Annotated in this window: 13 protein-coding genes and 1 tRNA gene; 12 read left to right on the top strand and 2 right to left on the bottom strand. The window is 62.7% G+C overall.

What is annotated here, in order from left to right:
* Nucleotides 1–8 precede the first annotated feature (8 nt).
* The 3 genes from rpmG (at nt 9) to QZ189_RS08475 (ending at nt 2503) form a co-directional block, all read left to right on the top strand.
* Nucleotides 9–203: a 50S ribosomal protein L33 gene (gene rpmG / locus QZ189_RS08485; protein WP_010316985.1), complete on the top strand. Its 195-nt coding sequence runs from the start codon at nt 9–11 to the stop codon at nt 201–203.
* A 47-nt stretch (nt 204–250) separates the two neighbouring features.
* Entirely contained in the window at nt 251–472 is a 222-nt protein-coding gene (gene rpsR / locus QZ189_RS08480; protein WP_010316983.1) for a 30S ribosomal protein S18, read from the top strand.
* A gap of 237 nt (nt 473–709) precedes the next feature.
* Nucleotides 710–2503, top strand: a complete 1794-nt coding sequence (locus QZ189_RS08475; protein WP_296415038.1) for a ribonuclease catalytic domain-containing protein — start codon at nt 710–712, stop codon at nt 2501–2503.
* A 3-nt stretch (nt 2504–2506) separates the two neighbouring features.
* On the opposite strand, the gene QZ189_RS08470 is transcribed toward QZ189_RS08475, so the two are convergent.
* Complete coding sequence (locus tag QZ189_RS08470) at nt 2507–4318, bottom strand: FAD-dependent oxidoreductase (RefSeq protein WP_296421532.1); 1812 nt, start codon at nt 4316–4318, stop codon at nt 2507–2509.
* 73 nt (nt 4319–4391) lie between these two features.
* Here QZ189_RS08470 and metG point away from each other — a divergent pair, with 73 nt between their 5' ends.
* Both metG and lptC read left to right on the top strand, forming a co-directional pair.
* A complete protein-coding gene (metG, locus tag QZ189_RS08465; RefSeq protein ID WP_296421531.1) occupies nt 4392–5960 on the top strand; it encodes a methionine--tRNA ligase in 1569 nt (522 codons plus the stop codon).
* On the top strand, nt 5960–7168 hold the full coding sequence (gene lptC, locus QZ189_RS08460; protein ID WP_296415035.1) for an LPS export ABC transporter periplasmic protein LptC: 1209 nt from the start codon (nt 5960–5962) through the stop codon (nt 7166–7168). The genes metG and lptC overlap by 1 nt, the downstream gene beginning before the upstream one ends.
* Here lptC and QZ189_RS08455 read toward each other — a convergent pair.
* Nucleotides 7101–7763 (bottom strand): cofactor assembly of complex C subunit B, encoded by a 663-nt coding sequence (locus tag QZ189_RS08455; protein WP_296421529.1) that lies wholly within the window; start codon nt 7761–7763, stop codon nt 7101–7103. The two genes, lptC and QZ189_RS08455, sit on opposite strands and share 68 nt — an antisense overlap.
* Nucleotides 7764–7859: 96 nt before the next feature.
* Here QZ189_RS08455 and QZ189_RS08450 point away from each other — a divergent pair, with 96 nt between their 5' ends.
* The 7 genes from QZ189_RS08450 (at nt 7860) to QZ189_RS08420 (ending at nt 12538) form a co-directional block, all read left to right on the top strand.
* The gene (locus tag QZ189_RS08450) at nt 7860–8285 is read left to right on the top strand and encodes a tellurite resistance TerB family protein (protein ID WP_010316973.1); all 426 of its coding nucleotides are present in this window, start codon (nt 7860–7862) and stop codon (nt 8283–8285) included.
* Between the two features lie 33 nt (nt 8286–8318).
* A complete protein-coding gene (locus QZ189_RS08445) occupies nt 8319–9002 on the top strand; it encodes a TPM domain-containing protein (RefSeq protein WP_296421526.1) in 684 nt (227 codons plus the stop codon).
* 7 nt (nt 9003–9009) lie between these two features.
* Nucleotides 9010–10155, top strand: a complete 1146-nt coding sequence (gene pxcA, locus QZ189_RS08440; RefSeq protein ID WP_296418792.1) for a proton extrusion protein PcxA — start codon at nt 9010–9012, stop codon at nt 10153–10155.
* Nucleotides 10148–10723 (top strand): bifunctional adenosylcobinamide kinase/adenosylcobinamide-phosphate guanylyltransferase, encoded by a 576-nt coding sequence (gene cobU / locus QZ189_RS08435; RefSeq protein ID WP_363155593.1) that lies wholly within the window; start codon nt 10148–10150, stop codon nt 10721–10723. The genes pxcA and cobU overlap by 8 nt, the downstream gene beginning before the upstream one ends.
* A 5-nt stretch (nt 10724–10728) precedes the next feature.
* Nucleotides 10729–11202 carry a tRNA (cytidine(34)-2'-O)-methyltransferase gene (locus QZ189_RS08430; RefSeq protein ID WP_296415028.1) on the top strand — a complete coding sequence of 158 codons (474 nt, stop codon included), beginning with the start codon at nt 10729–10731 and terminating at the stop codon, nt 11200–11202.
* A gap of 155 nt (nt 11203–11357) precedes the next feature.
* Nucleotides 11358–12410 (top strand): M23 family metallopeptidase, encoded by a 1053-nt coding sequence (locus QZ189_RS08425; protein ID WP_296415026.1) that lies wholly within the window; start codon nt 11358–11360, stop codon nt 12408–12410.
* A 54-nt stretch (nt 12411–12464) separates the two neighbouring features.
* Nucleotides 12465–12538: transfer RNA gene (locus QZ189_RS08420), tRNA-Met, on the top strand.
* Nucleotides 12539–12549 lie beyond the last annotated feature (11 nt).

The raw sequence follows: 12549 nt of genomic DNA, 5'->3' as shown, positions 1-12549 counted from the left end.
CGTCCTTTATGGCTAAGAACAAGGGCGTCCGGATCGTGATCACTCTCGAGTGCACGGAATGCCGGTCCAACCCCGCCAAGCGGTCCCCTGGCGTGTCTCGTTACACCAGCCAGAAGAACCGCCGCAACACCACTGAACGGATTGAACTCAAGAAGTTCTGCCCGCACTGCAACAAGTCGACGGTCCACAAAGAGATCAAGTGATCTCGGCGGCGTGATCTCCGCGTTCTGCATTTCTCCTCCGTTCAGTCATGCCTAGTTCCTTCTTCAAGAAACGCCTTTCACCGATTAAGCCCGGTGAACCGATCGACTACAAGGATGTCGATCTGCTCAAGAAGTTCATCACCGAGCGCGGCAAAATCCTGCCCCGTCGTCTGACTGGCCTCACCGCCAAGCAGCAGCGCGATCTGACCAACGCGGTCAAGCGCGCTCGGATTGTGGCTCTCCTGCCCTTCGTGAATCCCGAGGGCTGATCCCTGAGCGTTGCGGTCTTCCACAGCGGCGATCTCGTCGGTCTGCAGGAGTCCCGCTCGCCTCAACTTGCCATCGTTGAATCCATCCAGGGCAGCAAAGCGCGGCTCAAGGTTGGATTTGACTCCAAGCAACAGGTTGTCCCGCAAAGACACCTTGAGCTCATCTGCCCCCTGCCCAGTGGTGCGTCAGCGCCGCAGCGGCTGGGGGCTTCTCCATGGGCCCTCAACCACGACCGAGTGGCAGCGGCCAAACCACGCCCCTCCGCTTGGGGGGCCGCATGGCTCCTGCTGAAGGACTCCGGCGAAGCCGTGAGCTTGCAGGAGTTTTGCGATCTGCTCTATGGCAACACTGAACCGCTCCAGTTGAGTGCCTGTTGGCTGGCCCTAGTGGGTGGTCAGCAGTGGTTCCGTTGGAAACAAGGCCATGTTCAGGCCCGCACCCTGGAGGAGCTGAAGCCACTGCGTCGCGAACGACGTCTCAAGGCGATTGCAGAAGAGGAAGAACGGCGCTGGCTTCAACTGCTGAAGAGGCGCCAACCAACAACAGCAGATCAGTGCAGCGCCCTGCATTTGCAGTGGCTCGAGCTGCTGAAGGAGACGGCCAGTGGACGCCGTGAGTTGTCTGAGCTCCCGGATGGGTTGCGTCAGAGCCTGTCGCTGCTGCATCTGACGCAAGAGCGCTCCCAACTGCGTCATCTGTTGGTGGACTTGGGTCAATGGGACCCCCACCAGCTCCTCTCCCTGGCCGGGACGGTCTGGAGTGAAGGGTTTTCAGAGTCGCTTGTCCTGGAAGCGCAACGACTAGAGGCAGAGGCTGAGCAGGCGCAGCCAAGCGACCCGACTCGGGTCGACCTCTGCCAGCAACGCTGCGTGACGATCGACGATGACGACACCCGCGACATCGATGACGGTCTGGCAATCGAGAAAACTGCCGCTGGCCGGACAAGGATCTGGATCCATGTGGCCGATCCAGGGCGATTGATTCCAGCTGGCTCGCCCCTCGACCTAGAGGCGCGCAAGCGGGCCAGCAGCCTGTACCTGGCCCAGGGCAATGTGCCGATGTTTCCGGACAAGCTCTCCACCGGGGTCTTCAGCCTGCGGGCCGGACGCCGCACGGCGGCCTGGAGCACCTGGGCCGAGCTGAACGAGGACGGATCCCTGTCGGACTACGGCATGGTGCGCAGCTGGGTCAAGCCGATCTATCGACTCAGTTATGACGATGCCGATGAGCTGATCGAACTGGCCCCACCGCAGGACAGCGATCTTGCTGATCTGGAAGCCCTGCTGAATGCCAGGCGGCGCTGGCGACTCTCACAAGGGGCACTGCAAATGGATCTGCCTGAAGGCCGGATTCGAGCCCGGGAGGGACTGGCCCAGCTCGAGGTCACCGAACCGAGCAACTCGCGCCAGATGGTGGCCGAAGCGATGATCCTTGCCGGTGCCGTCGCTGCTCAGCTCGGACAGGACAGGGGAATCGCCCTTCCTTATCGCAGTCAGCTGCCTGCTGAACTCCCAGGACAAGCGGAATTGGACGCCCTTCCAGACGGAGCCGTTCGATTCGCCGCGATCAAGCGCTGCTTGAGTCGCGGCTTGATGGGCACCAAGCCAGCGGCCCATTTCAGCCTCGGGCTTCCGGCCTATGTGCAGGCCACGTCACCGATCCGGCGCTATGGCGATCTGCTCGTTCAGCGCCAGTTGGCCGCGGAGGAGCCGCTCTCGGAAGACGCCCTGCAGGAGCTGGTGAACGCGGTCGATGCCGCCATCCGCGAGGGAATCGCTATTTCCCGAGAAGACCAGCGGCATTGGCAGCAGGTTTGGTTTGAAGGACAGAAGGGCCAGCAGTGGCGAGCTCAGTTTCTGCGCTGGCTACGGCCACAGGACAATCTTGGCCTGGTTCGCATCGATGAGCTGGCGATGGATCTGGCTGCGGAATGCCCAAGCCACGCAACCCCGGGGGACGCCTTGCTGCTGCGCATCCAATCGGTCGACTCTCTTCAGGATCAGCTGAGACTCGTGGCGTCGGCCAGTTAAGACCTAGGGCGAGACAGCCGAGACTCTGAGCCAAGGCCCCCAGGGGTTGAAGCAGCCCAGCAGTTCCACCTGCCTGGGGCCATCGAGTTGTTCAAGCCACTGATCGACGCAGGGTTCAAGCGTGATCACAGACCAGCGACTGCGGCCCCACGTTGCTTCTGCCAAATCAACGGCATAGGAACCATCCCCCATGGGACGAATCGTTCCTTGGACGTGCACACGAGCTCGATCAATGGCCGATGGAGCCGGTTGGGCGGCGCCAGAGCTGGCTCCCTGCCATGAGCCAGATCCACTTAACCGTCCTGGTTCTTGAAGAACGGCGCGCTGACGCGCAGCCCAATCGGGATGGTTGAAGGGGGTGTCCCAGAGGGGAATGACCCCGGCTGGCGCAACGGGGTCGGCAATCAGGCGCTCCTGAATGTCAATCACCGGGAGGTCAGAGGGAACGCCACCGCGTTCAAATGCCAGGGCGGCAGCCGCACCCGCGGCCTGACCAATGTTGAAAATCACTGGCTGCAGGCGCGTGGCACCGTTTGCCATATGGGAGCTGCTGAAGGCCTTGTCGGCGGCCAGAAGATTGTCGAGATCGGCACTCAGGAGGGCCTCGTAGGGCACACAAAACGGCGTGCCGCTCCAGCGCCCACCCCAGCGGCAGCTCTTGGCAGCCAGGGGCCAGTCATCCCCTGGGTAGTGGTGGTCATTGGCGTAATTGCCAACGGCAATGGAACTGATCTGTCCCTCTTGATTGCGGGGCAGAGTTGAAATCGAGCGGCCCGATCGTTCGGGAAGGAGATCCTGCTCAATGACGGTGCTGCGGCCCACCATTCGCCGCCCTTCTCGCCAGTACGGCATGGCCGCCAAGGCAGGGTCAGGACTGCCTGAATCCTGCGGAAAGGCATCGCCCAAGCTGAGCCAACCGGAGCAGAGCTCCATCAGCTCCGCCGCAAAGCTGCGGCTATGGGCCTGCATCTCTCGCTCCAGCTCCGCTTCGGCGTCCGCCTGGTTGCTGAAGGCACGGGCCAAACCCTGATGCCAGTCATTGCCTTGCAAAGGCCAGTTCAGCATCACCAGGCCCCCAGGCAACCGCCCATAGGTGAGCGTGCGTTCCAGCCCAAACGCTTGGCAGGCCTGCTCAAACGGAGCGGGGAGTAGCGGCTTCTCCGGTAAGGCCTGGGCTGGCTTTTCCCCATGCAGTTGTCCCATCACCACCCAGGTGGGGGACTGCACCGGCTGCCGTTCAAAGAACGACTCCGTGCCGAGTCGTTCTGCACTGGGGGCGCTGGGTTCACCCCAGAGCTCCTGGGGTTCCCAGCCCAAGCGATAGGGGAGATCCAAGAAGGGCAGGAGGTCGCCCCGGTCACTGCCATCAATCAGGACGCTGCAGGCCAGCTGTTGCCGCTGGCCCTCACGTTCAATCTCGATGGAGCGCACCAGCCGCTCGGAACGGTTCACCGCCAGACAACGGCAACCCGTCAGCCAGGTGAGGTTGGGGAGCTCCTGCACCCACTGCTGCAGCAGGGCCTCGGCCTGGATCGGGCGAAAGCCAAAACAGCTGACCCAGTTCTGGTCCAGGCCCTCTGGCTCCCGTTCCGCAATTCCCCGTAGAAAGGCCCCCCAGAGGCCGGTTTGCCAGGGACTCAGCTCGTTGCCATCGGGGCAACAGACCCCGGCAGCACTGACCATTCCCCCCAGCCAAGAACCAGGCGTGAGCAGAACGGTCGGAGCGCCGGCGCGGGCCGCTTGGATCGCCGCAGCCACTCCACCGGTTCCACCTCCCCACACCACCACCGGGGCGGAATCAATGCGGGCTGGCATGCCTGGATGGAGGAGTCAGCCCCAGGCTCGCAGCTGAAGGCACGATCGGGAAGGGCTGCGTAGGATCCCGCCGATGACTTACACCCTCACCACACCCCTCTACTACGTCAACGACAAGCCCCACCTGGGGAGCGCGTACACGACCCTGGCCTGCGATGCCCTGGCCCGGTTCCAGAGACTGAAGGGTGAGGAGGTGCTGTTCATCACCGGCTGTGATGAGCACGGCCAGAAGATTCAGCGCACGGCCGAGGCGGCAGGCCTGACCCCGCAGGCCCATTGCGACGGTGTGAGTGCCCAGTACCGAGAGCTCTGGGATCGCTGGCAGATCAGCAACAACCGCTTGATTCGCACGACGGATCCACGGCACCGCCAGGTCGTCCAGCAGTTTTTTGCGCGGGTCGAGGCGAGCGGAGACATCGTCGAAGGCCGCCAGCAGGGTTGGTACTGCGTGGCCTGCGAGGAATTCAAGGACGACCCCCATGAGGCCCAGGATCCGGAGTGCCCGATCCACCGCAAACCGCTGGAATGGCGTGATGAGCTGAACCTGTTTTTCCGCCTCTCCCGTTACCAAGAGCAGATCGAGGCCCTGATCAGCCAACCCGGTTTTATTCAGCCGGTGAGCCGCCGCCGCGAAGTCGAAAACTTCGTCAAGCAAGGGCTGCGGGATTTCTCGATTTCACGGATCAACCTGCCCTGGGGAATCCCCGTGCCAGGCCATGAGGGTCACACCTTCTATGTCTGGTTCGATGCGCTCTTGGGCTACATCACCGCCCTGCTCGAAGAGGGCGATGCAGCTGATCTCGACACAGCGATCTCCAGGGGCTGGCCCGCTTCGGTGCACGTGATCGGCAAGGACATCCTTCGCTTCCATGCCGTCTACTGGCCGGCCATGCTGCTCTCGGCTGGACTCCCCCTGCCGGCCAAGGTCTTTGGCCATGGTTTTCTGACCCGCGAGGGTCAAAAGATGGGGAAATCCCTCGGCAACGTGCTCGACCCGGCCGACTTGCTCGAGCGCTGCGGCCGGGATGCCGTGCGCTGGTACCTGTTGCGGGACATCCCCTTCGGAGAGGACGGGGATTTCCAGCAGCAACGCTTCAGCGATCTGGTCAATAACGACCTGGCGAACACCATCGGCAACCTGCTGAACCGCACGAGCTCCATGGCTCGCCGTTGGTTCGATGAAGCCGTACCTCCAGCCGATCAGGCCAGGACCAGCACCCATCCCCTGGCCCAGGCGGCAGCACAGGCCAAGGACGCCAGCCTGGCAGCACTAGAGAACCTGGAGTTCCGCTCGGCGGCCGAGGCAGCCCTGCAACTGGCGATTAGCGCCAATGGCTATCTCAATGATCAGGCGCCCTGGAGCTTGATGAAGAAGGAGGGCACACGGGAGCAGGTGGCCAACGACCTCTATGCCGTGCTCGAAGCCGCTCGGCTCGTGGCCCTGCTGATGGCACCCCTCTTGCCCGATCTCTCCGGGCGAATGCTGCATCAACTCGGGCAACCGATTCCCGATTCCAATGCGACGGCCCAGGTGAGCTCGGCCTGGCTGGAGCAGCTCAGCTGGGGTGGACTCCAGAGCGGAGCACCGCTGCCTGAGCCCTCCCCGGTGATGGCACGCCTGGAACTGGAGGATCCGCTCTGATGGTTCGGATCAACCGAGCACTGCAGCTCAGTGCCGTCTGTCTGCTGGTCGGCTGCTCAACAGCGACCCGGCAAGGCAGCCAACCGTTTTCCTTCCGTGCCTTGGACCTGCGTCAGCAGGACCCCAAGGGAGCCCCGGCGTGGGAGCTCAAAAGTCCAGAGGCTCGCTACGACATCCAGCGCAAATTGGCCCAGGCACTGAGGCCCCGGGGCACGGTCTTTCGGCGCGGTGAACCCAGCATCTTGATTGCTGCCGAGCGGGGCACCGTGATCGGCGATGGCCAAGCCATCCAGCTGGAGGGAACCGTCCGTATCACCCTGCTGGGCGAGGAACCGGTTGAGATCACCGGGGACACCGCCCGCTGGTTACCGCGCCAGGAGCTGATGGTCATCGACCAGAGGCCCGTGGCCCTCGATCGCCGGTCCCGCATCAGTGCGGAAACGGCTCAGTACTTCATCAAGCGTGACCTGGTCGAGCTCCGCGGTGCCCCCGTGCTTGAGCACTGGCAAGACGGACGCAGCAAAGCAGGCAACGCCAAAACACCCGCTCCGCTCCCTCTGAAAGTCAAAGCCCAGTGGGTCGACTGGAAGCCGGAGCGGGGCGATCTCACCGCACCTGCGGTGGTGCGCGGCGAGCAGTTCGAGCAATCCAAGCCGGCTCCAGCCAAAGACGAAAAGCCAGCGCCCAGCCTTGTCCTGACCGCCCAGGGGCTGCGCGGCAATTTGCGCCAGGGCTATGTGGACCTGGTCGCTCCGGTGCAGGTGCGACGCGCCGATGGCAAGGGTTGGCTCGACGCCAAGCAAACCCGCTGGGCCATCAATGATCAGTTGCTCAGCAGCGACCAACCCTTCACGGGTCAGTTCAATGCCCTGAAAGCCAAGGGAGATCGCTTCACGGTCGATCTGGAGAAGAGTGATGTGAAGGTCTCCCGTGGCTGCGAGTTGGAACAGCCTGGTGAGCGGCTGACGGCCATGCGGTGTCTCTGGAACTGGCCGAGTGGGCGGTTTGTAGCCACCGATCAGGTGGTGCTCAAACGCGACACGTACAAGCAGGTCACCCGGGCCAAGCGCTTGGAAGGAAAGATCGGTGACGACGGAACCGCTGTCTTCAGTTCCCCCGGAGAACGGGTGAATTCCCGTTTCACCCTTCCGCCGAAGGGCCAAGGGGGAGGGGGAAAGAAGCGAGCTCCTGCTCCAATTGCGTTCTGAGCTTCAAGCTCCAACCCTCAATCCAGCTCTCATCGCTGCGGCTGAAGCAACGCGGCGACCATCCCGCCACCAGCAGCAGTCCATCCTCAGCGATCGGTTGAATGATGAGCGCTGGAGTGTTCTCGGGGAGTCCCTTGAACTCATCACGACCGGGGTAGAGCGCCAGGTTCACCAGGTTGATCGCCTTCTGCGTTGCCCAAGCCCGCTCGCAAATCGGGCCTGGCTCAAAGGGGCTGGAGTCGAGCACCCCCCGTCGCAGGAGCACCTGCCCGCGCCAGAGCAGTAACAGTGAGGCCGCCGGGGTCGCGGTCAACAGCATTTGACTGCCCCAGCCCAACTCTTGACGGAGGGAATCGGGCAGCTCGGCTGCGAGCTCCAGGCCCTGCTCACCGACTAACGCCACCCGATCTGGGGCCAGCGGAGCGGCCCTAGTCCAGAGGACAGCGACCAGCATCAAGCCAACCGAGAGCAGGCTGCTCAACACCCCCGCCCTCTCCAACGCAGGGCTCAACTCAGACGCGCTGAGCTGATTGCCGACACACAAGAGCAGACCGAGAATGCCAATGAGCAAGCAGACGCGAGCTGGAAGAGGCACGGTGTCGGCGCTTTGCCCCCTCACGTTGTCACAGGCTCACATCCGCCTCCACATGGCGCGGGTTGACGCTCAAATGGGGCATCTTCCGCAGGGACCATGGGCCAGCCCGAGCTCACGTCAGCGCCAGAGGCCTTCGCTGCCGTGGCCCTCGCTGCGATTGCAGCCGATGGGGAACTGAGTGCTGTTGAGGCCAGGGCCCTGCGCCAACAACTGGAATATCGCCAACCCTTCCGCAGGCTGAGCGATCAGGACATGGGTGCACTGCTGGATCGGGTGTTGCTGCAACTCAGGGCCAGCAGTTGTGCGGAGCTGATCCTGCAGGCAACCCCCCTCCTTTCAATGGCACAACGGGAAACGGCCCTGGCCGTTGCGGCCCACCTCATTCACGCCGATCACATCGAAACCCAAGCCGAACTGACCTTCCTGGATCAATTGCGGGACGCCTTTGGCCTTGAGCCAGCACGAAGTGCATCAATCCTTGAGGTGATCTCCCTGCTGCATCGCGACAGCTTGGCCAGCTAGGGGCAGACTGTGCCCAGGTTTAAGCGTTCGCTGGTGCGTCACGTCCTCCGCAGAAAGCTCTGGTCTCTGGTGATGGCCGCTGCCCTGGTGCTCACCAGCCTGATCGCGCCATCGGCAGCACTCGCCACTGGATTGGCCGACTTTCCTGTGCAGCGTCCCAGCAGCCACGTGATTGATAGTGCCGATGTGCTGAGTCGCGCCGCCAGCGGTGATGTCAACCAGCGACTCGAGCAGTTCTCGGAATTGGGGGTGGATGCCCGCTTGGTGACCCTGAGGCGCCTGGATTACGGCGTCAGCCTGGAGACCCTCGGCGAGGAACTTCTGCAGCAGTGGCAGGACGAGGCCAGCCGCGATGGCTTGCTGTTGCTCCTGATCGAGGCGCAGAACAACAGTGCAGCCGTCGTTGCCAGTCCAGCTCTGCTTGAGCAACTTCCCTCCACCTTGCTCTCCAGCACGGCCATCAGCACCATGGGACTTCCCCTGAGGGAGGGCTCCCGCTACAGGCAAGCCAGCCTCGACGCCCTAAGCCGACTCGAAGTCGTGCTCAACGGGGGCGAAGATCCCGGTCCGCCACAGCTTGTGGAGCGCATGCCAGTTGAGACCAATATTCCAACCAAGGAAGAAACCGAGTCCAGCAACGCCTTCCTTTGGGTTGTCGTTTTGCTGGTGGTTGGCACCCTGGTGCCAATGATCACCTGGTGGGTCTTCTCCCGCTGAGATCGCCATGGGGTTGACCGATTGGATTGGAAGCTTTGATCGGGCCAGTACCCACGATCTGAGCAACAACCTCGAGAGGGCCTACGAAGCCGCGCTCCTGATTCAGAGCCTCGAGCTTGAGTACTACAACGACCGCCCAGTTCGCCCTGAGATCGAACTGAGCATCCCTCAATCCGCCAAGGCCCTGATGCTGCGCCGCTTTCGCGCAGCCCTGCAGGTCGCCCAGGACAACCTGGCGGATGTCGCCCCGAAGCGTTCCGAGCTCGATAGCCAAGAGCTCAGACAGTTGCAGCTTGTGGAGAGCGTTGTCTCCCGCTACGGCCGAGGACGCAGCACCGCTCCAGCCATGTCCCGGTCCCCGGAGATGCTGCCCCGCAGCCTGCTGGGTGTGTTTGATGGGGTCCGCCGCCAGCTCGACCCTGAGGCCGAAGCCTCCTTGGTGGCTGGTTTCCGCCGCCGGCGGGACTCGACTCTGGTGTCCCTGCGGGTGCTGCTTCTGTTGATTCTCGTGCCGCTGGTGATTCAACAGGCCAGTAGGAGTCTGGTGATCTCACCGCTGATGAATCGCTATGCACCGGAGATTCCCTTCCTCAATTACACCAAGCCCCACCTTCAAGAGAAGGCTGTCGCCAAGTTGAGGCTGTATCAACAGGAGCTCGAGTTTGAGGCTCTGTTGGAAGGGAAACAGCCTCCCTCCCCAGAGGAGATTCAATCCGCCCTGGCCCGCCGGGCCAATGCCCTCAAGGATGAAGCGGATGCAGAAAGCATCGAAGCTTCAAAGAATGTCCTTGCCGACCTGGCGGCGCTGGTTGGCTTTGTCTTGGTCTGCCTGTTTGGCCGCCGGGACCTTCAGGTGCTGCGGGGCTTTCTCGATGAGGCCGTTTACGGCTTGAGCGACAGCGCCAAGGCCTTCGCCATCATCCTGTTCACGGACATTTTTGTTGGCTTCCACAGCCCCGAAGGATGGACCGTCTTGCTCGATGGGATTGCCCACCACCTGGGTCTTCCCGCCGAAGAGAACTTCATCCTTCTGTTCATTGCCACCTTCCCGGTGGTGCTGGCGACGATTTTCAAGTACTGGATCTTCCGCTACCTCAACCGCGTTTCTCCATCGGCCGTGGCCACCCTCAAAAACATGAACGGTGGTGGCTAGTCCCGCCGAGCCTGCGGGTCTGGTTGTTGTCACTGGACCCAGCCGCAGTGGCAAAAGCCGTTGGGCCGAACATCTCGCTGCGCTCCACCCGGGCCCAGTTCTCTACCTCGCCACCGGACAGCCTCCTGGCGACGACGAACGCTGGGCACAACGGATCAGAGACCATCAAGACCGCAGACCCTCTGGTTGGCAGACCCTGGAAGTCGGCGCCGACCTGACCGCTGCGCTTTCGGGTCTCACTCCATCCGCTGATGGCCAGGAGCCCAGGCTCCTGTTGATCGACGCCCTGGGAACCTGGCTCGCCCAACACCTGGAGGCCTCTGCTGAGCAGTGGCAGGACTGCAGCACGGCCCTGTTGAACCAATTGCAGCAGCAGCAAGAGCCTGTGATCTTGGTGATGGAGGAAGTCGGTTGGGGCGTGGTTCCTGCCACGGCCATCGGCGGGCTCTTCCGCGACAGGATGGGGGACCTGCAACAACGGTTGACCGCGATCAGCCATGAGGCTTGGCTCGTGGTCAGCGGCCGAGCCCTGAACCTCCACGAGCTCGGTATCCCCGTCCCGCGCTAGATGCCATGCCCAGGGTGGTGCTGTTTCAACCGGAGATTCCACCGAATACGGGGAACGTGGCCCGCAGTTGCGCAGCGACCTGCACCGAACTGCATCTCATCGAGCCCTTGGGCTTTCAGATCGATGACCGAACCCTGAAGCGGGCCGGTCTCGACTATTGGCCCTGGGTTCAACTGGAGCGCCACGCCAACTGGGAGCAGTTCCTCGAGAAGCGGCGTCAGCGCGGCGGCCGCCTGCTCGCCCTGAGTCGCCACGCCAGCGAGCCGTACCACCGCATTCAGTACCGAGCGGATGACTGGCTGCTGTTTGGCCGTGAGAGCAGCGGCCTGCCCGGGGAGCTCCTAGAGCACGTGGACCAGCGACTGTTGATCCCCATGCCGGGCTCGGTGGACCAGGGCGGCGGGGTGCGAAGTCTGAATCTCGCGACATCCGTGGGTGTTGTTCTCTTCGAGGCACTCAGGCAACTCGAAGTGGGCTAACCCTCTGCAGGGCAAGGGGTCTCAGATCGAGATTGGGTTGTGGTCGACCCAGAAGTTGACCCTTATGACTTGCGCGGGTACCGGCCAGTCGTTAATCTCGCGCCGTCCGGAGGATGTTGGCTTCTCCACCGGGCTTTGACCTTTGGCCAAACTGGATGAAGCCTGTTCACTTTCTACTGACGACGGCAGCCAGCACTGCAGCCCTTGGGGCTGCCGGCACCGTTGTCGCCCCCTCCCTGGCTGACTCCAAGTCAGGGATGCTTCCTCAGCTCTCAGCTCCACCCGCCATCAGTGCAGACCTGATTGCTGCCGCTGAGACCAGGCCCAGCACCGAGAAGATCTGGGTCAAAGCCCGTCAAGCCATCACCCTCAAGCACCTCGCCAGTCAGCTGGCGCAGGACGAGACGCTGATCAGCCAGCTGAACGACGTCAAGGCCGATCACGTCTTTGGCCGCAGTGAATGGATGGTTCTCCCCAGCACCGCCATCAAGCAGGTCAAAACGGTTGCCGCCGTTGACACGTCTGAACTGCGGCGCACCCCACCCCTTGAGGCACCGCCAGAGCCCAGTGAGACCGCTCGCATCCGCCGCGGTGACACCACCTTGGCCAAGGTTGCCCAGCGCTACAACCTCAGCATTCAGAAACTCCTGAAGCTGAATCCCGGTCTCCGGGGAGCCCAGCTCGTTGTTGGTACGCCGATTCGTATCGCCCAAGCCAGTGCTGGTCGCAGCCGCATGGTGCTGGGTCTGAAGCCCGTTGGCTCCGGTGGTCTGAGCTGGCCCGACCAACCCGACTTTGGGTTCGGCGACGGGGAGAACTTCAATGACCGTGCCTGGGTCTGGCCGACCAAGGGCATCTTTACCTCCGGCTATGGCTGGCGTTGGGGTCGGATGCACCGCGGCATCGACATTGCCAACAACATCGGAACGCCGATCGTTGCGGCTAAATCGGGTCAGGTGGTCTCCGCTGGCTGGCATGGCGGTGGCTACGGCTATCTCGTTGAGCTGCGGCATGCCGACGGAACCTTGACCCGCTACGGCCACAACAGCAGGATCCTGGTTCGTGCTGGTCAGGTCGTGCCCCAGGGCAAGGTGATCTCCCTGATGGGCAGCACCGGGCGGAGTACAGGTCCCCACCTGCACTTCGAAATCATCCCCGCCGGCCGTGGAGCGGTGAATCCGCTTCAAATGCTTCCCCCTAGGGCCTGATCGCAGCTGCGAACAGGGTTTCGGCACGGCGATCCTCTACAATCACTTCACCGCGGCTCGGTAGCTCAGCTGGTTAGAGCGTGGGATTCATAACCCCAAGGTCGGGAGTTCAAGTCTCCCCCGAGCCATCGCTTATTGC

Origin of the sequence: Vulcanococcus sp. CPBay_Sum15L08_68 (assembly GCF_017855895.1) — a bacterium.
Taxonomy (GTDB): domain Bacteria; phylum Cyanobacteriota; class Cyanobacteriia; order PCC-6307; family Cyanobiaceae; genus Vulcanococcus.
The sequence above is the reverse complement of the archived record's forward strand: the minus strand, read 5'-3'. Positions and strand labels throughout refer to the sequence as shown.